Annotated in this window: 21 protein-coding genes; 10 read left to right on the top strand and 11 right to left on the bottom strand. The window is 68.1% G+C overall.

The window, feature by feature from the left end; all coding sequences use genetic code 11:
• Nucleotides 1–8: 8 nt before the first annotated feature.
• Nucleotides 9–962, bottom strand: coding sequence for an ABC transporter permease (locus tag GD429_RS06245; protein ID WP_152856139.1), 954 nt, complete (start codon nt 960–962; stop codon nt 9–11).
• Between the two features lie 79 nt (nt 963–1,041).
• Nucleotides 1,042–2,628 (bottom strand): ABC transporter substrate-binding protein, encoded by a 1,587-nt coding sequence (locus GD429_RS06240; RefSeq protein WP_152856138.1) that lies wholly within the window; start codon nt 2,626–2,628, stop codon nt 1,042–1,044.
• Between the two features lie 496 nt (nt 2,629–3,124).
• Between GD429_RS06240 and GD429_RS06230 the strand changes: the two genes are divergently transcribed.
• Nucleotides 3,125–3,469, top strand: coding sequence for a cupin domain-containing protein (locus GD429_RS06230; RefSeq protein ID WP_152856136.1), 345 nt, complete (start codon nt 3,125–3,127; stop codon nt 3,467–3,469).
• A 53-nt stretch (nt 3,470–3,522) separates the two neighbouring features.
• Here the strand turns inward: GD429_RS06230 and GD429_RS06225 are convergent, their stop codons facing one another.
• Together GD429_RS06225 and GD429_RS06220 are read right to left on the bottom strand one after the other, a co-directional pair.
• The gene (locus tag GD429_RS06225) at nt 3,523–5,061 is read right to left on the bottom strand and encodes a methyl-accepting chemotaxis protein (protein WP_152856181.1); all 1,539 of its coding nucleotides are present in this window, start codon (nt 5,059–5,061) and stop codon (nt 3,523–3,525) included.
• A 209-nt stretch (nt 5,062–5,270) separates the two neighbouring features.
• Complete coding sequence (locus GD429_RS06220) at nt 5,271–5,939, bottom strand: haloacid dehalogenase type II (RefSeq protein ID WP_152856135.1); 669 nt, start codon at nt 5,937–5,939, stop codon at nt 5,271–5,273.
• 460 nt (nt 5,940–6,399) lie between these two features.
• Between GD429_RS06220 and GD429_RS06215 the strand changes: the two genes are divergently transcribed.
• The 9 genes from GD429_RS06215 to GD429_RS06175 all read left to right on the top strand — a co-directional run bounded on the left by GD429_RS06215 (nt 6,400) and on the right by GD429_RS06175 (nt 18,794).
• Nucleotides 6,400–7,260 (top strand): GNAT family N-acetyltransferase, encoded by an 861-nt coding sequence (locus tag GD429_RS06215; RefSeq protein WP_321574429.1) that lies wholly within the window; start codon nt 6,400–6,402, stop codon nt 7,258–7,260.
• Between the two features lie 12 nt (nt 7,261–7,272).
• Entirely contained in the window at nt 7,273–8,199 is a 927-nt protein-coding gene (locus GD429_RS06210; RefSeq protein WP_152856134.1) for a 2-hydroxyacid dehydrogenase, read from the top strand.
• Nucleotides 8,200–8,360: 161 nt separating this feature from the next.
• Entirely contained in the window at nt 8,361–9,761 is a 1,401-nt protein-coding gene (locus GD429_RS06205) for an aspartate aminotransferase family protein (protein WP_152856133.1), read from the top strand.
• A 108-nt stretch (nt 9,762–9,869) separates the two neighbouring features.
• Nucleotides 9,870–10,361, top strand: coding sequence for an Lrp/AsnC family transcriptional regulator (locus tag GD429_RS06200; protein WP_034182400.1), 492 nt, complete (start codon nt 9,870–9,872; stop codon nt 10,359–10,361).
• Nucleotides 10,362–10,449: 88 nt separating this feature from the next.
• A complete protein-coding gene (locus GD429_RS06195; RefSeq protein ID WP_152856132.1) occupies nt 10,450–11,922 on the top strand; it encodes an NAD-dependent succinate-semialdehyde dehydrogenase in 1,473 nt (490 codons plus the stop codon).
• A 43-nt stretch (nt 11,923–11,965) separates the two neighbouring features.
• Nucleotides 11,966–12,946 carry a M14 family metallopeptidase gene (locus GD429_RS06190; RefSeq protein ID WP_152856131.1) on the top strand — a complete coding sequence of 327 codons (981 nt, stop codon included), beginning with the start codon at nt 11,966–11,968 and terminating at the stop codon, nt 12,944–12,946.
• 163 nt (nt 12,947–13,109) lie between these two features.
• Nucleotides 13,110–14,630: a sensor domain-containing diguanylate cyclase gene (locus tag GD429_RS06185; RefSeq protein WP_152856130.1), complete on the top strand. Its 1,521-nt coding sequence runs from the start codon at nt 13,110–13,112 to the stop codon at nt 14,628–14,630.
• Nucleotides 14,631–15,059: 429 nt separating this feature from the next.
• The gene (locus GD429_RS06180; protein WP_152856179.1) at nt 15,060–16,646 is read left to right on the top strand and encodes a methyl-accepting chemotaxis protein; all 1,587 of its coding nucleotides are present in this window, start codon (nt 15,060–15,062) and stop codon (nt 16,644–16,646) included.
• 189 nt (nt 16,647–16,835) lie between these two features.
• Nucleotides 16,836–18,794, top strand: coding sequence for a phosphatase PAP2 family protein (locus GD429_RS06175; protein WP_152856129.1), 1,959 nt, complete (start codon nt 16,836–16,838; stop codon nt 18,792–18,794).
• A gap of 51 nt (nt 18,795–18,845) precedes the next feature.
• Here GD429_RS06175 and GD429_RS06170 read toward each other — a convergent pair whose 3' ends face one another.
• From GD429_RS06170 to GD429_RS06140, 7 genes are all read right to left on the bottom strand, one after another.
• Nucleotides 18,846–19,139 carry a hypothetical protein gene (locus tag GD429_RS06170; RefSeq protein WP_152856128.1) on the bottom strand — a complete coding sequence of 98 codons (294 nt, stop codon included), beginning with the start codon at nt 19,137–19,139 and terminating at the stop codon, nt 18,846–18,848.
• Nucleotides 19,140–19,206: 67 nt separating this feature from the next.
• Complete coding sequence (locus tag GD429_RS06165; protein ID WP_152856127.1) at nt 19,207–20,217, bottom strand: zinc-binding alcohol dehydrogenase family protein; 1,011 nt, start codon at nt 20,215–20,217, stop codon at nt 19,207–19,209.
• A 22-nt stretch (nt 20,218–20,239) separates the two neighbouring features.
• Nucleotides 20,240–21,115, bottom strand: a complete 876-nt coding sequence (locus GD429_RS06160; protein ID WP_152856126.1) for an amidohydrolase family protein — start codon at nt 21,113–21,115, stop codon at nt 20,240–20,242.
• Nucleotides 21,112–22,128: an aldo/keto reductase gene (locus GD429_RS06155; protein WP_152856125.1), complete on the bottom strand. Its 1,017-nt coding sequence runs from the start codon at nt 22,126–22,128 to the stop codon at nt 21,112–21,114. Before GD429_RS06155 ends, GD429_RS06160 begins: the two co-directional genes overlap by 4 nt.
• A 73-nt stretch (nt 22,129–22,201) precedes the next feature.
• A complete protein-coding gene (locus tag GD429_RS06150) occupies nt 22,202–23,149 on the bottom strand; it encodes an ABC transporter substrate-binding protein (RefSeq protein ID WP_152856124.1) in 948 nt (315 codons plus the stop codon).
• A gap of 38 nt (nt 23,150–23,187) precedes the next feature.
• Nucleotides 23,188–24,219, bottom strand: coding sequence for an ABC transporter permease (locus GD429_RS06145; protein ID WP_152856123.1), 1,032 nt, complete (start codon nt 24,217–24,219; stop codon nt 23,188–23,190).
• Nucleotides 24,212–25,756 carry a sugar ABC transporter ATP-binding protein gene (locus GD429_RS06140; protein ID WP_152856122.1) on the bottom strand — a complete coding sequence of 515 codons (1,545 nt, stop codon included), beginning with the start codon at nt 25,754–25,756 and terminating at the stop codon, nt 24,212–24,214. The genes GD429_RS06145 and GD429_RS06140 overlap by 8 nt, the downstream gene beginning before the upstream one ends.
• Nucleotides 25,757–25,965 lie beyond the last annotated feature (209 nt).

Here is a 25,965-nt window from a genome sequence, read left to right as displayed (position 1 = left end):
CTGGACGGTCAGGTCCGCAGTCTCGGGTTCGACACGATCGAGCACAGATCGGCGAACAGCACGAGCGTCAGGTAGGCCACGCAGAAGATCAGCGTGCACGCCTGCACCAGCGGGAAGTCGCGGTTGCCGACCGCATCGACCATCAGGCTGGCGAGGCCCGGATAGTTGAAGATCGTCTCGACGACGATCACGCCGCCGAGCAGATAGGACAGGCTCAGTGCGATCGCATTGGCGATCGGCCCGATCGCGTTCGGCAGCGCATGGCGCAGCACCACGCGCGCGGGGCTCGCGCCCTTGAGCACGGCCATCTCGACATACGATGCGCTCAGTTGCTCGATGACCGCGGCGCGCGTCATCCGCGCCATCTGCGCAATCACGACCGCGCAGAGCGTCAGCACCGGCATCGCATACGCGCGCAGGAAATCGTGGACGCTTTCGATCGGTCCGCTATATGACAGCGCAGAGAGCCAGTGCAGCTTCACCGCCAGCACGAGCACGGCGACCGTCGCGATCAGGAATTCCGGCGTCGCGACGAGCGACAGCGTGCCGAGGCTGATCGCGCGGTCGATCGCCGACTCGCGCTTGACCGCCGCGAGAATGCCGAGCACCAGTGCGATCGGCACCGACACGCAGGTCGTGATCGCCGCGAGCGTGAGCGACTTCGGCAGGCGCCCGCCGATCATGTCGGACACCGGCATGTCGCTCGACAGCGAACGGCCGAAGTCGCCGTGCAGCAGGCCCGTGAGCCAGTGCACGTAGCGCACGTGGGCCGGCATGTCGAGGCCGAACTGCTGGCGCAGCGCGGCCACCGTTTCCGGCGTCGCGGACTGGCCGAGCGCGGCCTGCGCGGCATCGCCCGGCAGCAGGTTCGTGATCGCGAAGATGATCACGGACACGATCAGCAGCGTCAGCGCGGTGACCGCGATGCGGCGGCCGATCAGTCCGAGCAGAATGCGGTTCATCACGCGGCCCTCCGGGAAAGTTCGAGCGTTGCCGGCGCGGCAACCCGCACCGGCAACGCGGCTGCGGCGGGCAACGGCGTCACGCGTTCCACCACACGTTCTCGGCAAACATGAAGCCCATCATCCCGCCGGTCGGGATCGAACCGAGGCCGCCGAGGCGCTTGTCGTAGCCGTCGAGGAAACTGATGAACGCCGGGATGCCGACCCTGCCCTGCTGCGCGACGAGCACCTGCATTTCGCCGTACATCTGCTTGCGCTTCGCATCGTCCGTCTCGGAACGCGCGGCCAGCAGCAGCTGATCGAACTTCGCGTTCTTCCAGCCCGACTCGTTCCACGGCGCATCCGACTTGAAGAACTGCGTGAACAGCACGTCGGCGCTCGAGCGCGGGTTGATGTTGCCGAAGCCGAGCGGATGCTTCATCCAGTGGTTCGACCAGTAGCCGTCGGCCGACACACGGTTCACCTGCAGGTTCAGTCCGATCTTCTGGCCGGCCTGCTGCAGCAGCACGGCCATCTCGATCGAGCCGTTCGCGTCCGACGTCGCGTAGATCGGCGGCAGCGTCACGCCCAGCGCGCCGGCCTTCTGGAACAGGAATTTCGCCTTGTCCGGATCGTGCGCTCGTTGCGGCAGCGACGCGTTGAAGTAGCGATGGCCCGGCGGAATCGGCTGATCGTTGCCGATCACCGCGTAGCCGCGGAACACCGCCGAGCGGATCTGCTCGCGGTCGAACAGGTACTTCATCCCCTCGACGAAATCCGGGTTGGCGGTCAGCGGGCTTTCGCTGCGCATGATGAGGTCGGTATAGAGCCCCGACTTGGTTTCCTTGAGCGCATAGCCAGGCGTCGACGCGACGCGCTGCGTCGAACGCGGATCGATCGCATTCACGAGGTGCACGTCGCCCGACAGCAGCGCGTTCAGGCGCGCGGCGCTGTCGCTGATGCCGATCAGCTCGATCTCGTCGAGATACGGCATCCCCGGCTTGAAGTAGCTGTCGTTGCGCACGCCGACCGTCGACACGCCCGGCTTGAACGCCTTCAGCTTGTATGGGCCGCAGCCGATGCCGGTCGTGAAGTCGGTCGTGCCGTCCTTGACGATCACGAGCTGCGGCGTCGCGAGGATCACCGGCAGGTCCGCGTTCGCGCTGGCAAGCGTGAGCGTGACTTCGTCGGGCCCGGTCGCCTTCGCGTCGGCGAACTGGTCGGCGATCGTCTTGACCTTCGATGCCGTGGCCGGGTTCTTGTGGCGCAGCAGCGAGTACACGACGTCGGCCGGGCCGACCGTCTTGCCGTCGTGGAACGTGACGCCCTTGCGCAGCTTGATGACCCAGGTCTTCGCGTCGGTCGTCCGCAGCGATTCGGCCAGGTTCATCTGCGGCGTCAGGCTGGCATCCAGCTGCGTGAGGCCGCTGTAGAACATGAAGAAGCGGATGTAGTCGGCGCCCGTCGAGCCCTTGGCCGGGTCGAGCGTATCGGCCGTCGAGCTGGATTCGTTCGCCACGCGGATCTTGCCGCCGCGCTTCGGCGCGGGCGCGGCGAACGCCGGCTGCGCGCCCGTCAGCAATCCGCCGGCGCCGGTGGCCATCATGCCGCCCGCCGCCATGATCCGCATCATGTCGCGGCGCGTGAAGCCGCGGTGATCTCCGCCGTTGTCGATATCGTCGCTCATCCGAACTGCTCCTGACTGTGGAAAGTGGGTCCTGGGATCCAGCGTGGTTCGAGATTCCCGCCGCGCCCGCCTGCTGGTGGCGAGCGCAACGTCGTACGCAGTGAGTTCATTTAAGCACCGCCAAAATGCCGGTTATCGCGATTCGGGGCGCCTGCACGACACGATTCGACCGTTTTGGGCCGTCCGCGCAGCATGATCGACTGCGTGGACGCATGTGTTGCGTTGCCTCCCCGATCGCCCCGCGACACATGCGTGACAAAGGGAATCGTAAAGCGGCGGCCGCCGCAGATTGCACCGACAAAATTGCCCGTTCGGCATCCGAAACGCGTTCGGCGGCCCCAAACCGCATGTTGTGCGTCGCTTGCGCGCTTGCGGGCCGGCGGCGGTCGAAACGAGCGAAACGTCCTGGCCGCCGGCCGCACGCGCGTGCGACAGTGAGCGGCCCTCGCAGCCGCTGCGCCGGGGCGATTTCCCACTACCGCGAAGACACCCACGCATGAAAGTTCAGAAGATTTCCCGCTCCGTCGACACCGCGTTGCCCGAGGACTGGGGCACGGCCGGCTTGCCCGGCACCGAGCCCTCCCGCGTGTCGGGCCGTCAGGTGGTCATTCCGGGCAGCGAGGCGTTCGACACCGGCGTGTTCGAATGCACGCCGGGCACTTACCGGCGCGGCGTGAAGGAAGCGGAGGTGATGCATTTCCTCGCGGGCGCCGGCACGTTTGCGCCGGACGGCGAGGAAGCGATCGAGTTCGGCGCGGGCGACACGCTGTTCTTTGCCGCGAACACCGAAGGGCTGTGGCAGGTGCGCGAGACGATGCGCAAGGTGTATGTGATTTTCTGACGCGGGCGGGCCGCTCATGCGAGCCGCGCCCGGTTTCTCGCCGGCGCGGCCGCTCAGCTGGCCAGCCGGAACACCGCTACCGCGGACCTCAACCGTGCCGCCTGTTCATCCAGCGACGAAGCGGCAGCGGCAGCCTGCTCCACGAGCGCGGCGTTCTGCTGAGTGACTTCGTCCATTTGCGACACCGCCTTGCCGACCTGTTCGATGCCGGTGCTTTGCTCGGCGGACGCCGTGGAGATCTCGCCCATGATGTCGGCGACCCGGTCGATCGACCGGACGATCTCCGTCATGCGCGCCCCGGCCGCCTCGACGAGCCGGCTGCCGCTGCCGACTTTCTCGACCGACACCTCGATCAGCCCCTTGATGTCCTTCGCCGCCGCGGCGCTGCGCTGGGCGAGCGAGCGGACCTCCGAGGCCACGACCGCGAACCCGCGCCCTTCCTCGCCGGCTCGCGCCGCTTCGACGGCCGCGTTGAGCGCAAGAATGTTGGTCTGGAACGCGATGCTTTCGATCACGACGGTAATGTCGGCGATCCGCACCGACTCGTCGGAAATCTGCCGCATCGTTTCGACGACCTGCTGCACGGCGGCACCGCCGAGTTCGGTCGCCTCCTTGGCCGTGGTGACGAGCGCATTGGCCTGACGCGCATTCTCGGCATTCTGCCGGACCGTCGACGTGATCTGTTCCATGCTGGCGGCCGTTTCCTGCAGCGACGCGGCCTGTTCCTCCGTGCGTTGCGACAGGTCCAGGTTGCCTTGCGCGATCTCGCCGGTGCCCATCGCAATCGAGTGGGTCGTGGTCTGGATTTCGGCGATCGTCTCGGTCAAGCGCGCCTTCATCTCGCCGAGCGCCGCGAGCAGGCTGCCCGGCGCAGCCTTGGCCGCATCGAACTCGACGTCCAGTTCGCCGGCGGCGATGCGCGCCGCGATGTGCGTCGCGTGCGCCGGCTCGCCGCCCAGCGTGCGCCTGACGCTGCGCAGCACGCCCCACGCGATTGCCGCCAGCGTCGCGGCGATGACGAGCGCAATCGCGCCCAGCACCATCGCGAGCCGCGTGAACGCCGCGTCGATATCGTCGTAGAAGAATCCCGTGCCGATCCACCAGTTCCAGTCCGGAATGGCGACCACGCCCTGGAGTTTCGGCACCGCATCCGCGTCGGGGCTGCGCTTGACCAGCACGTCGACGAGCGCGAAATGCGCCTGCGCCATCCCCGCGCGGTAAGCCTCGCTATCGGTCAGGCCGCCGGTCGTGCGGTTGCCCTTGGCCCGCGTGCCGACGAACTTCGCGTTCGGGTGAACCAGGTTGACGCCGTCGGCAGTCGTGACCCAGTAGTAGCTTTTCGTATCCGCGTTGAGCGCCGACAGCGCGGCTTTCGCCTGCTGCTGGGCCTGATCCTCCGTGAGCGTACCGCTCGCCTGCAACGCGCGGTACGAATTGACCAGGTGTTCGGCCTTCGTCAGCAGAATGACGATCTCTTCGCGACGGCTGTCGATCAGCGCGCCGCGCAGCGTGTGCAGCGACATGGCGGCCAGCAGGACGACACCGAGCAGCGCGGCTGCGACGAGCATCAGCAGTTTCGTGGACAACTTCATGCGGGAGCCTCGCGATATTAACCATTCGGTACAGATATCGGCGCCCGCGGCTCCACCTTGAACGGCACCGCATCGGTATTTACCCTCGATTCGTGCGCTGATCGTACGCACCCGAGCGAACGGTCGGGCCGGCCGCTCACTGAATTCGCCCGGGCGTGCCCGGGCGGCGGCGCGACGCACGACCCATGCGCGCGCCGCCGACGCGCCGCTTACAGGCCGAGCTGCGTCGCGAGATCGCCGATGTCGGACACTTCCGTGTAGTTGTAGTACGGCGTGCCCGGCTCGTGGCCGCGATTGACGAACGCCTTGTGCTTGATCCCGAGATCCTCGGCCGTCATCAGGTCGTAGCGCAGGCTCGACGACACGTGCAGCACGTCCTGCGGCTGGCAGCCGAGCTTGTCGAACATGTATTCGAAGCCCTGCATGCGCGGCTTGTACGACTGCGCCTGCTGCGCCGTGAACACCGCGTGGAACGGCGCGCCGAGCTTGTCGACGTTGCTCATGATCTGGTCGTCCGACGCGTTCGACAGGATCACCAGCTTGTACTTCTTCGCGAGCCGCGACAGGCCGGCCGGCACGTCCGGATGCGGGCCCCAGGTCGGAACCGCGAAATAGAAGCGTTCGGCCTCGGCTTCGTCGAACTTCACGCCGAGCCTGTTGCAGGTGCGGCGGATCGCGTTGACGACGACGTCGCGATACGGCTTCCACGCGCCGAGCACCTCGTCGAGGCGATAGCCGGCGAACACGCGCACGAACTCCTCGAGATCGACCGGCGACAGGCGGTCGGCGTAAATCTCGCGCGCCATGTCGCCCATCCGGAAGCGGGTCAGCGTGCCATAGCAGTCGAACGTGATGAATTTCGGTTCAAATTGAATCATGGTGACGTCCTGTCGGTGTGAAGCCCCGGCAGGGCCGGGGACGGGCTGGGTTGAACGCAATTGAATCAGGGCAATAAATCCTTCGCGCATCGTTCGGCGCCGCTCGAAACGCACGATCGCCGCGTGTTGCCGGGCCTGCACGGCACGATCTGCGGCGATCCCGGCGCGGCGCACGCCGGCCGGCCGGCCGACGGGATCGCGCGAAGCGGCAACGCAACGCGTCGGTCGTGCACAACCGCCGTGCCGCGCTGCTTCAATCGTACGGGCGTTCACGCAGCAGATGCTGCCGGATTGACCGCCCGCTCCGGCACGGAATGCGCGTTGCGCCGCGCCGTTCGAGCCGGTTTGCATCGATCCCGCGCGACGGGCCGCGATCGCCGAAAAACAGGCGAATCGTCCTATCCGCGCCGTGCCGCCGCTGGCAGAGTGGGGCGTCATTCCTACCGATCCGGAGTCCGGCGTGGCCGACCTCAATTCCTCCCGCACGCTTACCTATCGTCCGTTCGCCGAAAGCGACCTGCCCGCCGCGCATCGGCTGTCGCAAGCGTTCAACTGGCCGCATCGGGTCGACGACTGGCGCTTCGTGCTGCAGCTCGGCAGCGGCTTCGTCGCCGAAGACGAGACCGGCGTCGTCGGCACCGCGCTCGGCTGGCGCTTCGGCGAGTCGCACGCGTCGCTCGGCATGGTGATCGTGTCGCCCGAGCACCAGGGCCGCGGCATCGGCCGCGAACTCCTCGCGCGGCTGGTCGACGGCTTCGGCCCGCGCACGGTGTTCCTGCATGCGACGCCGGCCGGCGAGCCGCTGTACGCGAAGTTCGGCTTCCACGCGATCGGCACGATCGACCAGCACCAGGGCACCGTATTCCAGCCGCCGCTGATCTCGCTGCCGCCCGGCGAACGGCTGCGCCCGCTCGGCACGAACGACGGCCCGCGACTCGCGGCGCTCGCGTCGCGCGCGGCCGGCTATCCGCGCGACGCGGTGACCGACGCGCTGCTCGACGTCGCCAACGGCATCGCGCTCGATCGCGACGGCGAACTGCTCGGCTTCGCGCTGTTCCGCCGGTTCGGCCGCGGCCATGCGATCGGCCCGGTGATCGCGCCGGACGCGCTGCGCGCGCAGGCGCTCATCAGCCACTGGCTCGCGCTGCACGAAGGCATGTTCGTGCGGCTCGACGTGCCGGGCGACAGCGGCCTGTCGGACTGGCTGCAGGGGCTCGGGTTGCCGCGCGTCGACACGGTCGTCGCGATGGTGCGCGGCGACGCGCCCGCGCGCGACCCGGCGCTGCGCGCGTTCGCGATCGTCAATCAGGCGCTCGGCTGAGCCACGCGGGCCATGAGCTTCCTTTACAAGGCCGATCCGGTGCGCGGCGCGCAATGGGCGCACCGTTTCGCACAGCAAGCACCCGATCTCGCGTTCCGGATCTGGCCTGACATCGGCGATCCGCACGCGGTGCGCTACCTCGCCGCGTGGCAGCCACCCGACGATCCGGTCGCGCTGCTGCCGAACCTCGAGATCGTGTTCTCCGTCGGCGCCGGCATCGACCAGTTCGACCTGTCGCGCGTGCCCGCGCACATCCCGGTCGTGCGGATGATCGAACCCGGCATTGTCGACGGCATGGTCGAGTATGTGACGCAGGCCGTGCTGACGATCCATCGCGACCTGTTCGACTACGCGGCGCAGCAACGCGCGCAGGTATGGCACGAGCGGCCGGTGCGCGCGGCCGCAACGCGCCGCGTCGGCGTGCTCGGGCTCGGCACGCTCGGCCAGGCCGTGCTCGACATGCTGCGGCGCTTCGGCTTCCCGTGCGCCGGCTGGAGCCGCACGCCGCGCACGCTCGACGGCGTCGAGTGCCATGCGGGCGACGCGGCGCTGGACGCGTTTCTCGCGCGCACCGACATCCTGATCTGCCTGCTGCCGCTGACGGACGGCACGCGCGGGCTGCTCGGCGCGCGCGTGTTCGACGCGCTGCCGGCCGGCGCGTCGCTCGTGCAGGTCGGTCGCGGCCCGCAGCTCGACGCGGCCGCGCTGCTCGCGGCGCTCGACAGCGGCCGGCTCGACAGCGCGATCCTCGACGTGACGGACCCCGAACCGTTGCCGGCAGGACACCCGTTCTGGGCCCATCCGCGCATCCGGATCACGCCGCACATCGCCAGCGCGACGCGGCCCGACACCGCCGTCGACGCCGTGCTGGCGAACCTCGCGCGCCATCGCGCGGGGCAGCCGATGATCGGCGTCGTCGATCGCGCGCGCGGCTACTGACCGCTCATCCGCACCGGCGCGCGGACGCAGCAGAAAATGCCGAAGCATGCCGTGCAAACGCCGCGCCCGTACGTTTCAGCCGGCAAATTGAAGGCACACGCGAATTTCTCGCTCGTTAGGATGACTCCATCGCTGACACCCGACGAGAGTCCCGCCCTTCCATGACCTACTCCGCGCTGATCGAAGCCGATCGCCAACACCTGATTCATCCGGTCGTCAATTACCGTGCGCACGAGGCGCGCGGCGTCACCGTGCTCGACTCCGCCGACGGCGTGTTCCTGCGCGACGCGCAAGGCCACACGCTGCTCGACGCGTTTTCCGGCCTGTGGTGCGTGAACGTCGGCTACGGCCGCGACAGCATCGTGAAGGCGGCGGCCGAACAGATGGCGAAGCTGCCGTACGCCACCGGCTATTTCCACTTCGGGTCGCAGCCCGCGATCGAGCTTGCCGAGCGGCTCGCGGCGCTCGCGCCCGCGTCGCTGAACCGCGTGTACTTCACGCTCGGCGGCTCGGACGCCGTCGATTCCGCGGTGCGCTTCATCACGCACTATTTCAACGCGACCGGCCGCCCGACGAAGAAGCACATGATCGCGCTCGAGCGCGGTTATCACGGCTCGTCGTCGATCGGCGCCGGGCTCACCGCATTGCCCGCGTTCCACCGCCATTTCGACCTGCCGCGCGCCGACCAGCACCACATTCCGTCGCCCTACCCGTATCGCCACCCGCTCGGCGACGATCCGCAGGCACTGATCGCCGCGTCCGTCGCCGCGCTCGAAGCGAAGGTCGCGGAACTCGGCGCGGACAACGTCGCCGCGTTCTTCTGCGAGCCGGTGCAAGGCTCCGGCGGCGTGATCGTGCCGCCCGCGGGCTGGCTGAAGGCGATGCGCGACGCATGCCGGCGCATCGGCATCCTGTTCGTGGCCGACGAGGTGATCACCGGCTTCGGCCGCACGGGCCCGCTGTTCGCGTGCGAGACCGAACGCGTCGAGCCGGACCTGATGACCGTCGCGAAGGGCCTGACGGCCGGTTATGCGCCGATGGGCGCGGTCCTGATGTCCGACGAAATCTATGAAGGGATCGCGGGCAGCCGCACCGAGTCCGCAGTGGTCGGGCACGGCCACACGTATTCCGCGCATCCGGTCAGCGCCGCGATCGGCCTCGAGGTGCTGAGGCTCTATCACGAAGGCGGGCTGCTCGCGAACGGCCAGACGATGGCGCCGCGCTTCGCGGCGGGCCTTGCCGCGCTGCGCGACCATCCGCTGGTCGGCGAGGCGCGTTCGGCGGGCCTGCTCGGCGCGCTCGAGCTGGTGGCCGACAAGGCGCGCAAGACGCGCTTCGACCCGGCGCTGAACCTGCCAGACCGGATCACGGCGGCCGCGTACGCGAACGGCATCGTGTTCCGCGCGTTCGGCGACGGCGTGCTCGGTTTCGCGCCGGCGCTGAGCTTCACGGCCGGCGAGTTCGACCTGATGTTCGAGCGCGTGCGCAAGACGCTCGACGACGTGCTGGCCGACGCGGGCGTGCAGCGCGCGCTCGACGCCGCCCATGCGCAGCCGGCGTGAGTCGGGCATGAGTCGGGCGCGAAGCGGGCGAGGGAAAGCCGGACTTGTGGCGGCTACCGTTCGACTCTAAAGTAACCGGACATTCCATTTCTGCCTTCTCACGCGAACATGACGGACAGCAAGCTAGACCGGATCGACCTGCGCATTCTTTCCCAGTTGCAAAAGCGCGGGCGCATGACCAATGTCGAACTGGCCGATGCAGTCGGACTGTCGCCGAGCCCGTGCCTGATCCGCGTGAAGCGGCTCGAGAAAGCCGGCTACATCGCCGGGTACGGCGCGCACATCCAGCTCGAGAAGCTCGGCGACGTGCAGGTGGTGTTTACCGAGGTCACGCTGGCCGACCACCGGCGCGAGGACTTCGACCGGTTCGTCGCGGCGATCCGCGATGTCGACGAGATCGTCGAGTGCCATCTCGCGAGCGGCGGCTACGACTATCTGCTCAAGTTCGTCACGCGCAGCGTGAGCCACTACCAGACGATCGTCGAAGGGCTGCTCGAGCAGAACATCGGCATCGAGAAGTATTTCAGCTACGTGATCATCAAGTCGCCGTTCGTCAAGCGGCACTATCCGCTCGAATCGCTGTTCGGCGAACGGCACTGACGCGCGGCGGGCGGCGGCCACGCCGTACGCGCGTCGTCGCGACGCACCCGCCTGCCGCCGTCGAGCCGCCCTCATCCAAGGACCAGCCATGTCACTTACCCTCTCCCGCACCGAACTCGTTCGCAGTGCAAACCTGATCGACGGCGCGTGGCGCGATGCGCTCGACGGCGGCCGCTTCGCGGTCACCGATCCGGCGACGCTCGAGCGCGTGGCCGACGTGCCGGACAGCGGCGCGGCCGACGCGCGTGCCGCGACCGACGCGGCCGCGCGCGCGCTGCCCGCGTGGCGCGCGACGCCGACCCGCGAACGCGCGGCGATCCTGCGCGCGTGGCATGCGGCGATCGTCGCGCACACCGACGATCTCGCGAAACTGATGTCGCGCGAACAGGGCAAGCCGCTCGCCGAAGCGCGCGGCGAAGTCGCATATGGCGCGTCGTACGTGCTGTGGTTTGCCGAGGAAGCGACCCGCACCTACGGCGACCTGATTCCGCAACAGCAGCGCGGCAAGCGGCAGAGTGCGGTCAAGGAGCCGATCGGCGTCGTCGCCGCGATCACGCCGTGGAATTTCCCGCTCGCGATGATCGCGCGCAAGATCGCGCCCGCGCTCGCGGCCGGCTGCACGGTCGTCGCGAAGCCGGCCGAGGACACGCCGCTCACGGCGCTCGCGCTGGCGTTCCTCGCGCAGGAAGCCGGCGTGCCGCCCGGCGTGCTGAACATGATCGCCGCATCGCGCGCGCGCGGCATCGACGCGGTGGCCGACTGGCTCGCCGACGCCCGCGTGCGCAAGATCACGTTTACGGGCTCGACGCCCGTCGGCAAGCTGCTCGCACGCGAATCGGCGGCGACGCTCAAGAAGCTGTCGCTCGAGCTCGGCGGCAATGCGCCGTTCATCGTGTTCGACGATGCCGAGCTCGACGCCGCAGTCGACGGGCTGATGGCCGCCAAGTTCCGCAACGGCGGCCAGACCTGCGTGTCGCCGAATCGCGTGTACGTGCAGGCCCGGATCTACGACGCGTTCGCCGCGAAGCTCGCCGCGCGGGTGGGCGCGTTGAAAGTTGCGCCTGCAACCGACCCCGCCGCGCAGATCGGCCCGATGATCAACGCACGCGCGGTCGACAAGATCGCGCGCCATGTCGACGATGCGCTCGAGCGCGGCGCCCGCGTGCTGACGGGCGGCAGGCGCCTGCCCGAACTGGGGCCGAACTATTACGCGCCGACCGTGCTGGCCGATGCGGCCGCCGGCATGCAGCTCGGTTGCGAGGAGACGTTCGGGCCGGTCGCCGCGCTGTTTCCGTTCGATACCGAGGACGAAGCCGTCGGCGCCGCGAACGACACGCCGTTCGGGCTCGCCGCGTATTTCTACACGCAGGACGTCCGGCGGATCGCGCGCGTATCGGCGCGGCTCGAAACGGGCATCGTCGGCATCAACGAGGGCGCGCTCGCGAGCGAGGCCGCGCCGTTCGGCGGCGTGAAGGAATCGGGCTACGGCCGCGAAGGTTCGCGCTACGGCCTCGACGACTACCTGTCGATCAAGTACCTGTGCCAGGGCGGGCTCGACTGATCGCACGCCCCTTCCTTACGTTTTCGTTGCCCGGTATGCCGCCATGACCGCTTTCACGCCCTACCCGATCGAAGTTTCGTTTCCCGACCTTGCGCCGCACCGCGCGGGCAATACCGGCGTCGAGCACGTCTATCGCTTCGCATCCGGCGAGGCCGGCCCGAACGTGATGGTCAACGCGCTCACGCATGGCAACGAAGTCTGCGGCGCGATCGTCGTCGACGCGCTGCTGGCGCTCGGCGTGCGGCCGCGCCGCGGCACGCTCACGCTGTCGTTCGCGAACGTCGCGGCCTACGCGCGCTTCGATCCCGCGCAGCCGGACGCGGCGCGCTTCGTCGACCAGGATTTCAACCGCGTGTGGACGCCCGCCGTGCTCGACGATCTGTCAGCCCGCTCGGTCGAACTCGATCGCGCCCGCGCGCTGCGCCCGTTCGTCGACGCGGCCGACTGGCTGCTCGACCTGCATTCGATGCACGAGCGCAGTGCGCCGCTGATCGTCGCGGGGCCGCTCGACAAGGGCGTCGCGCTCGCGCGCCGCGTCGGCGCACCGGCCACCGTGATCCGCGACGAAGGCCACCCGGAAGGCACGCGGATGCGCGATTACGCGGCATTCGGCGAGCCGGGCAGCCCGAAATGCGCGATGCTGGTGGAATGCGGGCAGCACTGGGAAGCACGCGCGGTGGACGTCGCCCGCGATTCGACGGCCCGTTTCCTGGTTGCGTCCGGCGTGGTCGAGCCTGACGACCTGCCCGCCGACTGGTTCCTGCGGCTGCCCGACACGATGCGCGTCGTGCAAGTGACGGAGCCCGTGGTCGCGACGAACGGCGTGTTCCGTTTCGCGGGCGACTATACCGGGCTCGAACATTTCCCGGACGCCGGCACCGTGATCGGCTGGTCGAACGAGGTCCCGGTCGTGACGCCCTATCCCGATTGCGTACTCGTGATGCCGTCGCTGCGGCAATTGCGGCCCGGCGTCACCGTCGTCCGGCTCGGGCGGCTCGTCGACGAATCCGGCGCGCCCGCCTGACGGATCGGCTTCAACGCAACCGGCGCGGCAGCCGCACACGTTTGCGGCAACGCCGCGCCGATTCGCTTCGCATGCAGACCTCCATTTCCTCGCATACCTGCCGTTAACCCGGATTTCAGCGCAGCCTCGGTCATCGCACCGGGCTTCCCCCACGAGCGCGAGCATGTCCGCATCCACTTCCATCGAGAAAATCGCCGACTGGGCGGGACGAAACCATCTTGTCGTCGGCGCGCTCGGCACACTGATGTCGCTCGCCGCGCTGAGCATCAGCGCGATGACGCTGTGGGCCATGAGAAGCGGCGTCGTCGAGCACGCGCACGAGACCTCGCGCAACGTCGCCGCCGTGCTGGTCGGCGAGATCGCGCGGACCGTCGAGACGTCCAACAACGCGCTGATCGCGCTCGCATCCGATCTCGGCAAGCCGGAGGTCGGGCACATGGACGCCGGGCTTCGGCACGATCTGCTGTTCCAGCGCGCGGCCGCGCAATACGTGACCGGCATGGGCGTGACGGACCGAAATGGCCTCCTGATAGACGGGTGTTGCGGCCCGTCACACCACTGGGACTTCAGCGATCGCGACTACTTCAAGGTCCATCGCGACTCGGCGAACGTCGGCCTTTACGTATCCGAGGCCTATCGCGCGCGCTCGCGCAGCGGCACGGAGTCCATCGCGCTGTCCCGGCGCATCGAACGGCCGGACCACTCGTTCAACGGGATCGCGATCGTCGCCATCGACATCGCCTACTTCGATCAACTGCTTGCCCGACTGAACGTCGGGCCGAACGGCATCAGCGCGATCCTGCGCACGGACGGCACCATCCTGGCCAGAAATCCGCCGCTGAGCGAACACCAGATGCTCCGCCTGAGCCGATCGAAGGCCTTCGATCGCATGCTGAACCAGGAATCGGGGTTCTATGCGGCCTACTCGCGCATCGACGGAACCTTGCGGCTCTATACGTTCCAGCGGGTGCCCGGCACACCGCTGATTGCCGTCGTCGCGCCCGCCGAGCGCGACGTGCTGGCCGGCTTCACGCGCATGTCATGGTCGGTCGGCGTGTCGGCATCGTTCATCTGCGCGCTCTTCTGCGCGGTCGTCTGGCTGCTCGCATTCGCGTTGCGGGACAATCTCCGCAAGCAGACGTTGCTGACCGATCTCACCCGCACCGATCCGCTGACGGGCCTGCACAACCGCCGTGCGCTCGACGTCGCGCTGGCCGACGAATGGAAGCGACTCCAGCGCAGCAACGACGGCAGCCTGTCCGTGCTGTTCATCGATGCCGACCACTTCAAGCAGTACAACGACAGATACGGGCATGCGCAGGGTGACACGGCACTGAGATTCCTGGCCGAATGCATCCGGACTCACACGCGGCGGCGCGCCGACATCGCCGCGCGCTACGGCGGCGAAGAGTTCGTCGCGGTGCTGCCGGACACGGATGAAAGCGGCGCCGCGAAGGTCGCGGAGGCCATTCGTGCGGACGTGGAACGCAACCAGCTCGCCGGATTCGCCGAGACGGTTCCGGCTTTCACCGTCAGCATCGGATACGCAACCGGGCATCGCGCACGCCCGACGTCCGTCGACGCGCTCACGCATCAAGCGGACCTCGCGTTGTATACGGCGAAGCGCCACGGTAGAAACCGCGTGTGCCGCGGCGACACGGGATCGCTTGTGCATCCCGTTTAAGGGGCGTTGCGGTCGACTGCGACCGCCCTTTTCCTTCCGGCATTCGTCTCGCCCTGCAACGCAACGCACCGATCGCCGGCCGCGCGATCGTGCCACCGCATCGTTCGCCTGCTCCGGCGATCCGACAGCTTCGCTGCCTGGAAAGTGACACGCCTGCCGTTCCAGGCTGGCGAGCCCGCATCGATCGGCAACCTCATGGTTATCCGATCGGATAGTGACAATTGCGTGACAGCGCCGATTCCGAAATCACGCACTCCATAACATCTGAGGTAAAAACCTCTCCGGATAACACTCCGAACCGCGCGTTCTTGATCATTTCGAAGTTTCTCGCCCCGCAAACGATTGCGTTTTTCAAGCGCCCTAAATACTTTTTTAACCAATCCGATAATAAGGAACGCTACCCACCGTCTACGCAAGGGATCCCGACAGATGCATAGCAAACAGCTTACGGTTCGCACCAAACTCACTCTTACATTCGGCCTTCTGGCATGTGTGGTGCTGCTCGTTTCGTTCCTCGGCGTCGTATCGCTCAGCAACGCGAACGCGATATTCGCGAATTACGTCAATGGCATCAACGCTCGCGCGGAACTGGCAGCCAAGGTACGCGTCGCCGTCGATCGGCGAGCCATCGCGGCTCGCAACCTGGTGCTCGTGACAACGCCGCGCGACCTGGAGATCGAGAAGGAAGCAGCGCTGCAGGCCGACCGCGATGTCAGCGCACGGATCGCCGCACTCAAGAGCGCCGTGGGCGAAGGCACCGACGCAACCGACAAGGCGCGCGAGCTGGTACGGCAAATCGACCAGATCGAGACCAGGTACGGCCCGGTGGCACGGGCCATCGTGGACGCCGCGCTGGACAACCGGCGCGATCAGGCCATCACGATGATGAACGAACAATGCCGCCCGCTTCTGGCGCAGCTGGTCGACGCATCGCAGGCCTATATCGTGTACACGCGCGAACGCGCCGTGCAGATGGTGAAAGACTCGGAAGACAGCTATGCGTCCCGGCGGACGCTGCTCATCTTCATCTGCATCGCCTCCGTCGCGGGCGCGGTGGCGGCGGGCGTCATCATCGTGCGAGGGCTGACTCGTTCGCTCGGCACGGAGCCTGCCACGCTCAACGACATCGCGCAGCGCATCGCCGGCGGCGACCTCGCCGCCGGGTCCGCCGCCGTCGACGCGCCGCGCGGCAGCGTGCTGGCTTCCATGCGCGAAATGCAGGCCAATCTGGTGCGGCTGATTTCGCAGGTCCGCATTGCGTCCGGCAACGTCGCGACGGGCGCGAGCGAAATCGCGTCCGGCAACCAGGATCTGTCGTCTCGCACGGAACAGCAGGCGGCGTCGCTGCAGGAAACCGCATCCAGCATGGAAGAATTGACGTCCACCGTGCGACTGAACGCCGACAATGCGCAGCAGGCGAGCTCGCTGGCCAATAACGCATCGGAAGTCGCGCAGCGCGGCAGCACCGCGGTCGGCCTGGTGGTCGAAACGATGACGGAGATCAGCGACAGCTCGACGAAAATCGCCGAGATCACCGGGATGATCGAAGGGATCGCGTTCCAGACGAACATCCTCGCGCTCAACGCGGCCGTGGAAGCGGCGCGCGCGGGCGAACAAGGCCGCGGCTTCGCGGTGGTAGCCAGCGAGGTGAGAAGTCTCGCGCAACGTTCATCGTCTGCCGCGAAGGAAATCCGGCAACTGATCACGCAATCGGTCCAGAAGATCCAGGACGGCTCGCGTCTCGCGCACAATGCGGGCGACACGATGGACCAGGTGACGCAGGCGGTGGCGCGCGTGACGGACATCATGGGCGAGATCGCGGCGGCATCGAGCGAGCAGAGCCGCGGCATCGAGCAGGTCAACCTGGCCATCACGCAAATGGATGAAGTCACGCAACAGAACGCGGCGCTCGTCGAAGAGGCCGCTGCCGCATCGAAGTCGCTCGAGGAACAGGGAAATCAGCTTTCCGAGTCGGTATCCCTGTTCCGGCTGGAGGCGAGCGCATCGCACGCGTAGCCGCGTCGCACCACGACCGACATCCCTATTGCTTTCGATATTCGTCCCGTTTAGGAAAACAAACTAAACATCATCCGCCGAAAGCGGGACGCTCTCGATCGCGCCGAATGACGTGAATCGGTTTCGTAACCGTCGCGTCACGATCGGCCACCACAATGCTCCGTCTTCTACCCTCAGGATGGAGTTTGCATGCTTGCGTCACCGAGCCGTCTCCCGCTGCACGTCGCAGCGCTGTCGACCGCGATCCTACTGGCTGCCTGCGGCGGCGGCGACGATGTCGTCGCAACGAGCTCGACGAACGCCGCGGTCCCGGCGCCGCCGGCCGACCCCGGCTTCGTCGACAGCGCGCCGGTTCCGAGCGTGCCCGCGTTCGTCGACAACGTCGCGACCAACCAGCGCGGCGACGCTCGTTATGCAACGCTGTCGACCAACGCCGCCGTGCGCGTGGTGAGCCGCTTCCTCGACCTGTGGCAGCCGTCGACGATGCTCGTCGATGCAGGCGTGACCGCGCCGGCCAACGGCGCGTTTCCGGCCATCTCGCCGTCCACCTGCACGGGGCTGCCCGGCAACGGCACGCCGTGCGGCACGAGCCTGAACGACGCGGTGCTGTCGGCGAACGTGCAATATGTGGTCAATGCGACCACCGCGCGCACGCCGCAGCAAGCCGACGCCGCCTACTACGACGACCGGCGCGGCAAGGGCTACAGCGTGACCGACGGCATGGGGCCGCTCACCGCGGCATGGCGCACCGCGGCCCAGCAGACGACCAGCATCACCAGCGTGCCGGCCGACGCCACGACCGTGCTGTACAACGACAGCGGCAACAACGTCGGCGTGGGCAGCAGCGGCAACGCGAATTTCGGGAAAGTCGTCGACCTGCTCAACGAAATGGGCAACAACGCGTCGACCGAACCCGCGAAGCGCTTCTACAAGTATGCGCGGCCGTATCGCTGGAGCACGAGCGTCGTCGTCGCGCCGACGCTCGTGCTCGCGGAAAGCACGACGCCGGCGACCGACGGCGGCTTCATCAGCGGCCACCAGGCCGAAGCGATGCGCGACGCCGTGACGATGGCGTGGCTCGTGCCCGAGCGCTTCCAGGAAATGGTCGGCCGCGGCCTCGAGCTCGGCGAGAACCGGATACTCGCCGGCATGCACTCGCCGCTCGACGTGATCGGCGGCCGCATGCTCGCGCTGGCCGTCAGCGCGGCCAACCTCGCGGCCTACGCGAGCGACGCGCAGGCCGCGTACGGCCAGGCGCACCAGACGCTGCAGCAGCTCACCGGCACCACCGATGCAACCTTCCCCGCATTCGCGCGCTCGGGCACGACGGCGACCGACCGGTTCGCCGACTACGCGACGAACAAGGCGGCGTTCACGCGCCGCATGACGTACGGCTTCGGCGCGATCGACGCGACCGGCGCACCGCCGGTCGTGCCGAAGGGCGCGGAGACCCTGCTGCAGACGCGCTTCCCGTACCTGGGCGCCGACCAGCGGCGCGTGGTGCTGAAGACCACCGAACTGCCGTCCGGCTACCCGGTGATGGACGATGCGGAAGGCTGGGGCCGGCTGAACCTGTTCGCCGCCGCCGACGGCTACGGTGCATTCAACGGCAACGTGACCGTCGCGATGGATGCGTCGAAGGGCGGCCTCAACGCCGCCGACCTGTGGCGCAACGACATCGCGGGCGCCGGCAAGCTGACGCTGCAAGGCAGCGGCACGCTGACGCTGGCGGGCAACAACAGCTATACGGGCGGCACGCAGGTCAGCGGCGGCACACTCGCCGCCGCTTCCACGACGGCGTTCGGCAACGGCGACGTGTATGTCGGTTCCGGCGGCGGCATCCGGATCGCGGCCGGCGCGCCCGTCACGATCGCGACCCGCTACACGCAGCTCGACAACACGACGCTCGAACTCGACATCGACGGCAACGGCGGCGGACGCCTGCGCGTGGGCGGCGCGTTCACCGTCGCGGGCGGCACGCTGCACGTGAAGTTCGTGAACGGTTATGCACCGAAAGCCGGCGACACCATCGCGCTGATCGACGCGGCAGCAGGCGCCGCGAAATTCTCGACGGTGACGGTCGACGGCTTCAAGGCGACGCCGGTCTATACGGCGACGGGTGTGTCGATCACGCTGTCGGCGTCATAACCGGCAGCAGGCACCGATCCGTGCGACGGCGCCGCCCGCCGGCGGCGCCGGTCAAGCGAAACGGCCGGAGGCCGGCCCTTCGTCGAACATGCCGGCTTCGCCCGACGGGCACGGCCGCGTACCGAAGCGCCGTTGCAGATCGATGATCGCGGGCAGGTTGAAATCGTGGACGTCGGGCACGGCGCCGCCTTGCCGCCGGCTCACCTCGGCACACAGCTCCAGCGCACGGGCGCGCGTCTCGGCGAGCAGCCGCAGCGCCTCGCCCAGCAACCCCTTCTCCAGGTCCGACAGATGAAAGTCCCGGCCGGTCTCGCCGACCGCCGGTTCGCGCATCAGGGTGTGCATCGCGGGTTCTCCTTCGCAGTCCGATTGCGCGGGCGGCCGTACGCCGCCGCGCGTCACGAGTGGCGGATCAGCATTCGACGAGCGCCTTCACGACGGTCTGCCCCGCGTCCAGCAGACGCGGCAGCGCGTCCGGCACGTCCTCGAGCCGCATCCGGTGCGTGTTCAGCGCGCGGTCGGGAATGCGCCCCGCGCGCATCGCGTCGAGCACGGTCGCGAAATCCTCGGCCGTCGCATTGCGGCTCGCGAGCAACGTGGTTTCCCGCTTGTGGAATTCGGGATCCGAGAACGCGACGTGCCCGCGCACGATCGAGATCAGCGTGTATTTGCCGCCGTGCGCGACGAATTCGAAACCGCGATTCATCGCATCGAGGTTGCCCGTCGCGTCGAACACCGCATCGAAATACTCGCCGTCCGTCAGCGCCGCGAGGCGCGCCGCGTCGTCCGGCCCGACCTCCACCGCCGCGTCGACACCCAGGTGCTGCCGGCAAAACGCCAGGCGGTCGGCCCGCGTGTCGAGGCACGTCACGTCGGCGCCGCGCAGCTTCGCGAAGATCATCGCGGCCATGCCGATCGGCCCGGCGCCGACGACCAGCGCCCGCTGCCCGGGGCGCACCTCCGCGCGCCGCACCGCATGCGCGCCGATCGCGAGGAATTCGAGCATCGCCGCCTGGTCGAGCGAAATGCCGTCGGCCTTGTGAACGAACTGCGCGGGCACACTGAGATATTCGGCCAGCGCGCCGTCGCGATGCACGCCGAGCACCTTGATGTTCACGCAGCAGTTGGTGTTGCCGTGACGGCATGCCACGCAGTGTCCGCACGACAGATACGGCATCACGTACACCGCATCGCCGGCGCCGAGCCCCGACTCGGGTTCCGCCTCGACCACGACGGCGGACAGTTCATGGCCCATCACGCGCGGATACTCGAGATACGGCTGGTTGCCGGTGAAGATGTGCAGGTCGGTGCCGCAGATGCCGACACGTTGCACGCGCAACAAGACTTCGCCGCTGCCGCGCACAGGCCGTTCGCGATGCTGCACGCGCAGCACGCCGGGGGATTCGCAAATCACGCTGAGCATGTCGGATTCCTGTCGATCGGGGTCATGCGCCGCCGCGCGCGGCGTCGATCCGGTAGAAGCGGTGAGCGTTGCCGCCGAACAGGTCGGCAAGCGCCGCCGAGCCCAGCAACTGCGCGCAGTCGTCCTCGCACGCAGCCAGCCAGTCGCCGTAGCCGCCGCACGCCGACGCAACCCGCAGCACCGGCCAGTCGCTGCCCCACATCAGCCGCGTCGGCCCGAACAGGTCGGCCAGCGCGTGCACATAAGGCCGCGTGCGCGCTCGCACGGCGTCCGCGCCGGCCGACGGCCCGGCCTCGGTCCACAGGCCGGACAGCTTGCAATGCAGGTTCGGCAGGCTCGCGAGGCGGCGCATCGCCGACAGCCACGGCTGCAGCTCGCCGCGCTCGATGAACGGCTTCGCGCCGTGGTCGATCACGATCGGCAGATCCGGGTGGCGCCGCGCGAACGCATGCAGCGCATCGAGATGGCGCGGCATCACCAGCGCATCGAAACACAGCGCATGCTCGAGCATCGCGGCGACCGCGCGATCCAGCACCGGATCGTCGATCCACGCATCGTCGGGCAGATCCTGCAGCATCGGTCGCAACCCGCGCGCTTTCGGCGCCGCCGCAAAGGCCTCGATCCGCGCCGGCGCGTCGACGGCCTTCAGGTCGACCCAGCCGACCACCGCGCCGACCGTCGGGGTGTCGTCCGCGAGATCGAGAAGGAAGCGCGTGTCGGCGTCGCTCGGCAGCGATTGCACGAGCACGGTGCGGTCGATGCGCGCCGCGTCGAGCAGCGGCGCCAGATCGGCGGGGCCGAAATCGCGGTGTATCGCGTCGAGTTCGGCCGGCGGCCAGCAACCGGCCCGCGCGCCGATCCGCCAGTAGTGCTGATGTGCGTCGATGCGCGCCGTCATGCGCGCGCTCCCGGAACCGGCGCGCGCGCCGCGATCAGCCCTTCGTCGCGCAGCGCGGCCCACAGTTCGGCCGGCAAGGGGCGCTCGAACCATGCGAGGTTCTGTTGCAGCTGGGCCACGCTGCGCGCGCCGACCACGCACGACACGACCGCCGGATGGCCGAACGGAAACTGCAGCGCGGCGGCGGGCAGCGGAACGTCGAAGCGCTTGCACAGCGCGCCGAGCCGCGTGGCCTTGTCGATCACGTCGGCGCTTGCATCCGCATAGTTGAACTTGCCGTTGCCGGCCAGCACGCCGGAATTGAACACGCCGCCGACCACGATGCCCGTCCCCGCGCGGCCGCACGCGTCGAGCAACGGTTCGAGCGCCGTCTGTTCGAGCAGCGTGTAGCGGCCGGCCAGCAGCACGGCATCGAGCGCCGCTTCGTTCAGCGCAGCGGCGGCGACTTCCCATTCGTTCACGCCGAGGCCGAACCCGCCGATCTCGCCGCCCGCACGCAGCGCGTCCAGCGCGCGAAACCCGCCGCCGCGGGTCAGCTGTTCCCAGTAGTGCGCGTGACGATCGCCGTGCGTCATCGCGCCGATGTCGTGCACGTACAGGATGTCGATCCGCGCGAGCCCGAGCCGCTGCCGGCTATCGTCGTGCGACCGCATGATGCCGTCGTAGCTGTAGTCGTAGACGGGCCGGAACGGCAGCGGCTCGGCCCAGCCGTCGTCGCCCGGGCGCACGCTCGCGTCGGCGCGCATCAGGCGCCCGACCTTCGTGCTGAGCGTGAACGCGCCGCGCTCGCGCGGGGCGAGCCCCGCGCCCACGCGCCGCTCGGACAGCGTGTAGCCGTAATACGGCGCGGTGTCGAAGTAGCGCAGGCCGGCGGCCCACGCGGCGTCGACGAGCGCGTCGGCGTCGGCGGCCGACATCGGGCGATAAAGGCCGCCGAGCTGCGAGCAGCCGAGGCCGAGCGCGGACACCGTCAGCCCGCTGCGCGGCAATGCGCGCATTTCGTTTGCGTTCATGAGTGGTGACTGGATGCGGGAAAGAGGCGCGGCGCGCAGTCGCCGCCCGCGCGCGGGCGGCTTGCGCAGCCGCTCAGTACAGGACGTTCCTGGCCGCGTCCGAATCGAGGTTCTGCTTGTCGACCATCACGACGCCGGTATCGATCAGCTTCGGCGCCGGCTTGCGTTCGACGACGTCGAGCGCCGTGCGCACGCCCTGGTTCCCCATCTGCCACGAGCCCTGCACGGCGATCGCCTGTACCGTGCCGTCGCGCACGAAGCCCTGCAAATCCTCGTTGCCGTCGAACCCGATCGCCACCACCTTGCCGGCCTTGCCCGACTGCTTCAGCGCACGGCCCATCCCGACCGCGGTCGGCTCGTTCGCACCGAAGATGCCCTTCAGGTCGGGGTTCGCCGACAGCACGTCGGTCGTCTGGTTCAGCGCGTTCGCCATTTGCGACTGCGAGTAGTACGGGCCGACGATCTGCAGCTTCGAATGGCTCGCGATGTACTTGCGGAACCCGCCGACGCGGCTGACTTCGGAACCCGCGCCCGGTACGTACGACATGATCGCGATCTTGCCGGACTGCCCGACGCGGTCGATCAGCGCCTTCGCGCACAGCGCGCCCGCCTTCTCGTTGTCGGTCGTCAGGAAGGCCTGGTAATACGGCTTGCCCGCGTCCGAGATCGCCGAGTCGATCAGCACGACCGGAATGTGCGCTTCCCACGCCTTCTTGATCGCGGGCACGAGCGCATCGGGATCGGACGGCGCGAGCACGATGCCCGCCACATGGCGCGTGACCGCGTTGTCGACCATGTTGACCTGCCCGCTGATGTCGGACTCGGCCGCGGGGCCCTGGAACGTCATCGTGTAGCCCTTGGCGCCGTCGAGCGCCGCCTTCGCGCCTTTCTGCACGTTCTGCCAGTAGTTCGAGTTGACCGTCTTGACGATCACGGCGATCTCGCCGCCCGCCGCGTACGCACCGCTGTTGCATGCCGCGAACAGGCATGCCGATGCTGCCAGCAGGATGGATTTGTTCATGTCTCGCTCCGCTTCTCGTTGGTGGGAACTGCTGCCGGTCAGTGCCGGCGATTGCGCAACTGGTCGATCCAGACCGTGCCCAGAATCACGACGCCGATGATGATCTGCTGGATGAAGCTCGACACGCCGTTCATGTTCAGGCCGTTGCGCAGCACGCCGATCACGAACGCGCCGATCGCCGTGCCGGAAATCGTGCCGACGCCGCCCATCAGCGACGTGCCGCCGATGACCGAGCTGGCGATGGCGTCGAGTTCGTACATGACGCCTTCGTTCGGCTGCCCGGTGACGAGCCGCGACATCAGCACGCAGCCGGTCACGCCGGCGAGCGCGCCGGACAGCACGTAGGTGAAGAGCTTCACGCCCTGTACGTTCACGCCCGACAGCCGCGCCGCCTCCGCGTTCGAACCGACCGCGTAGATATGGCGGCCGAGCGACGTTCTCGACAGCAGCACGGACACCACGACGAACAGGACGACCATGATCACGACCGGATAGGGAATGCCGGGAAACGTCGTATCGGGGAACCCGTCCGCGCCGATGCGCGAGATGCGCAGCAGCGCGCCGTTGCCCAGCGTGCCGAACGCGTCGCCGAGATCCGATACCGGCCGTGCGCCCGTGATCTGGAGCGCGACGCCGCGCGCGACGAGCATCATCCCGAGCGTCGCGATGAACGGCGGCAGGCCCATGCGCGTCACGCAAATGCCGTTGATGAACCCGCACAGCGCGCCGACCAGGATCCCGGCCGCCATGGCCGCCGGCACCGGCACGCCCGCCTTGACCAGCAGCGCGGACGAGACGCCGGCCAGCGCGAGCACCGAGCCGACCGACAGGTCGATGCCGCCGGTGATGATCACGCAGGTGGCGGCCACGCCCAGATACGCGATGGAGGTCACCTGCAGGCCGACGGTCATCAGGTTGTCGACCGAGAAGAACGCCGCACTCGATACGGAGAACGCGAACACGAGCACGACCAGGCTGCCCAGCGCCGCGAACTTCTGGATGAGGTCGCGCCGCCGCTGTCGCGCCGCCCGCTCGTCGGCCTGGCTTCGATCCGATGTCATTTCAAGCATGGGGGCGCCCCGAAGCGTAGTGCATGATCTCCTCCTGACTGGTGTGTTTGGTGTCGAGAAACGCGGTCACTCGACCTTCGTGAAAAACGGCGATCCGGTCGGTCATGCCGAGCAGCTCCGGCAGTTCCGAACTGATCAGCACCACGCCGACGCCGTCGGCGGCGAGCCGGTCCATCAGCCCGTAGATCGCGAATTTCGCGCCCACGTCGATGCCGCGCGTCGGCTCGTCGAAGAACAGGATCTTCGAGCCGCGGTACAGCCATTTGCCGATGACGACCTTCTGCTGGTTGCCGCCGGACAGGTTGCGCACGACCTGCTGCACCGACGGCGTGCGAATCGCGAGGTCCTGCACGTAGCGCCGCGCGACGTCGAGTTCGTCGTCGAAGCGCAGGAAGCCCAGGCGCGACGAGATGCCGCGCACGTTCGCGAGCGTGAGGTTCGCCGCGACGGGCATCGGCAGCGCGAGCCCCTCCTTCTTGCGGTCCTCCGACAGATACGCGATGCCGTGGTGGATCGCCTCGCGCGGCGAGCGGATCGTCACGGGCCGGCCGTGCAGCGCGATCGTGCCGCCGTCCGGGCGGTCCGCGCCGAAGATCGCGCGCGCGACTTCGGTGCGCCCGGCGCCCATCAGTCCGGCAAAACCCAGGATCTCGCCCTTGCGAAGCGCGAACGACACCGGCCCGAACACGCCGTCGCGGCGCAGTTCCCGCACGTCGAGCAGCACCTCGTCGGTCGGCGTCGACTGCCGTGACGGATACGCGTCGTCGAGCGTCCGTCCGACCATGCGCGCGACGATGTCGTCGATGCTCACGTCGGCGAAATCGTCGGTCGAGATGTGGCGCCCGTCGCGCAGCACGGTCACGCGATCGACGATCTGCGCCATTTCGTCGAGCCGGTGCGAGATGTACAGGATCGCCACGCCGTCGGCACGCAGTTCCTCGATGATGCGAAAGAGCTGCACCGTTTCCGACTCCGTCAGCGACGACGTCGGCTCGTCCATGATCAGCACGCGCGCATCGTGCGACAGCGCCTTCGCGATTTCGACCATCTGTTGCTGCGCGATCGACAGCACGCCGACCTTCGTCGTCGGTGCGACGTTCAGGCCGATCCGCGCGATGCAGCGCGCCGCGTCCGCATTGAGCCGTTTCGTGTCGACGAACGGCCCGCGCCGCGGCTCGCGTGCGAGGTACAGGTTCTCCGCCACGCTCAGGTGCGGCACGAGATTGAGTTCCTGGTGGATGATCGCGATGCCGGCCGCCTGCGCTTCGGAGGCCGAACGAAACCGCACCGGCGCGCCGCGATAGTGAACGACGCCCTCGTCGGGCAGGTACTGACCGCTGATGATCTTCATCAGCGTGGATTTGCCCGCGCCGTTTTCGCCGCACACCGCATGCACCTCGCCGCGGCGCAGGTCGAGGCGAATCCCGTCGAGCGCGAGGACGCCCGGGAAGCGCTTGCGAATCCCTTCCAGGCGCAGGATCTCCCGGTCCGCTTCGTCCTGTGCGGCCTGATCGGGCAGATTGCGAGGCATTGCCATTGCGTCTCCTTGGGAAGGGTCGACCTGGATTTCGTCTGGTCAGTCCAATTTCAATGGATTACATCAATCCAGCCACTTTTGGTCAAGCCAATTTATATATCTACATCCGATCTTACCAATGGTGAAAACCCGCACATCCGTACGAACGGGCCCCCGTATAGAGCGACATGGCGGGCGTGATAGACTTTGCGACGCGCGCTTGCGCGGAA

The sequence above is a fragment of the Burkholderia sp. BE17 genome (assembly GCF_009362305.1).
Classification (GTDB): Bacteria; Pseudomonadota; Gammaproteobacteria; order Burkholderiales; family Burkholderiaceae; genus Burkholderia; species Burkholderia pyrrocinia_C.
The sequence above is the reverse complement of the archived record's forward strand: the minus strand, read 5'-3'. Positions and strand labels throughout refer to the sequence as shown.

Coding starts and splice junctions, on each gene's coding strand:
- GD429_RS06185 (WP_152856130.1), top strand. CDS start 13,110: ATGTCCGCATCCACTTCCATCGAGAAAATCGCCGACTGGGCGGGACGA.
- GD429_RS06155 (WP_152856125.1), bottom strand. CDS start 22,128: ATGAACGCAAACGAAATGCGCGCATTGCCGCGCAGCGGGCTGACGGTG.
- GD429_RS06145 (WP_152856123.1), bottom strand. CDS start 24,219: ATGCTTGAAATGACATCGGATCGAAGCCAGGCCGACGAGCGGGCGGCG.
- GD429_RS06160 (WP_152856126.1), bottom strand. CDS start 21,115: ATGACGGCGCGCATCGACGCACATCAGCACTACTGGCGGATCGGCGCG.
- GD429_RS06245 (WP_152856139.1), bottom strand. CDS start 962: ATGAACCGCATTCTGCTCGGACTGATCGGCCGCCGCATCGCGGTCACC.
- GD429_RS06200 (WP_034182400.1), top strand. CDS start 9,870: ATGACGGACAGCAAGCTAGACCGGATCGACCTGCGCATTCTTTCCCAG.
- GD429_RS06220 (WP_152856135.1), bottom strand. CDS start 5,939: ATGATTCAATTTGAACCGAAATTCATCACGTTCGACTGCTATGGCACG.
- GD429_RS06210 (WP_152856134.1), top strand. CDS start 7,273: ATGAGCTTCCTTTACAAGGCCGATCCGGTGCGCGGCGCGCAATGGGCG.
- GD429_RS06175 (WP_152856129.1), top strand. CDS start 16,836: ATGCTTGCGTCACCGAGCCGTCTCCCGCTGCACGTCGCAGCGCTGTCG.
- GD429_RS06205 (WP_152856133.1), top strand. CDS start 8,361: ATGACCTACTCCGCGCTGATCGAAGCCGATCGCCAACACCTGATTCAT.
- GD429_RS06190 (WP_152856131.1), top strand. CDS start 11,966: ATGACCGCTTTCACGCCCTACCCGATCGAAGTTTCGTTTCCCGACCTT.
- GD429_RS06195 (WP_152856132.1), top strand. CDS start 10,450: ATGTCACTTACCCTCTCCCGCACCGAACTCGTTCGCAGTGCAAACCTG.
- GD429_RS06170 (WP_152856128.1), bottom strand. CDS start 19,139: ATGCACACCCTGATGCGCGAACCGGCGGTCGGCGAGACCGGCCGGGAC.
- GD429_RS06180 (WP_152856179.1), top strand. CDS start 15,060: ATGCATAGCAAACAGCTTACGGTTCGCACCAAACTCACTCTTACATTC.
- GD429_RS06140 (WP_152856122.1), bottom strand. CDS start 25,756: ATGGCAATGCCTCGCAATCTGCCCGATCAGGCCGCACAGGACGAAGCG.
- GD429_RS06225 (WP_152856181.1), bottom strand. CDS start 5,061: ATGAAGTTGTCCACGAAACTGCTGATGCTCGTCGCAGCCGCGCTGCTC.
- GD429_RS06165 (WP_152856127.1), bottom strand. CDS start 20,217: ATGCTCAGCGTGATTTGCGAATCCCCCGGCGTGCTGCGCGTGCAGCAT.
- GD429_RS06240 (WP_152856138.1), bottom strand. CDS start 2,628: ATGAGCGACGATATCGACAACGGCGGAGATCACCGCGGCTTCACGCGC.
- GD429_RS06150 (WP_152856124.1), bottom strand. CDS start 23,149: ATGAACAAATCCATCCTGCTGGCAGCATCGGCATGCCTGTTCGCGGCA.
- GD429_RS06230 (WP_152856136.1), top strand. CDS start 3,125: ATGAAAGTTCAGAAGATTTCCCGCTCCGTCGACACCGCGTTGCCCGAG.